Source organism: Vibrio sp. 1288 (assembly GCF_033344475.1).
This window is the reverse complement of the sequence record NZ_JAWPOX010000706.1, coordinates 1-625: the sequence shown is the minus strand read 5'-3', so window position 1 is coordinate 625 and position 625 is coordinate 1. Positions and strand designations below refer to the sequence as shown.

General features: G+C 39.2%; 1 pseudogene. It reads right to left on the bottom strand.

Annotated features, from left to right (window positions below):
- Positions 1 to 244: 244 nt before the first annotated feature.
- Positions 245 to 625: pseudogene (locus R8O11_RS28895) on the bottom strand (hypothetical protein); the annotation flags it as partial.

Genomic DNA, 625 nt, shown 5'->3' with positions numbered 1-625 from the left:
GAGCTTGAGACATGTCCATAAATCCTTGTATGTCGAACTACAAAAATACCAGTTTACAGGTCTCAAACCCTTTAACTGGTATCACGATATAAGCTATTTGTATGGGTTGTGGTATCAGAATACAAGTCTTTCTATAAAAAAACGGAGCTTTTTGATGGTTAGCTCCGCTTTCTGATTAACATTTACTCAACATTAGAAGTTAACCGTATGAATACTCATTTATAGAATTAACAATATGAATGACTCATTGTGTGACTCGGTTGAGTACGGCATACATATCACCACTACTATCTTGGATGGTGAGTTCATTTTCTTTTAGTTTGTACGTTGTGCCCTGCTCGCCGTTTTCATACAAAAGAACTAAATACTCGTCTTCAGTGTAAAACACGCCTTGTTTAACGGACTCTTCACCTGCTTCGTTTGAGACACGGAACAAGAACACGAAGTCAGGCTGCAAAATCAGATCCATGTGGTTAATGTTATTTGCCATCAATCCATCGCCAGAGACATGAGAGCTTGACCAAATACCGGCTAGAGCGTTCGATAACCCTTTAGTAAAAGTGACACCGTTTAAATCCAAGGTATTGTGATTGTTTCGGTAAGCGTAAATTTGGGGCTCATCGGT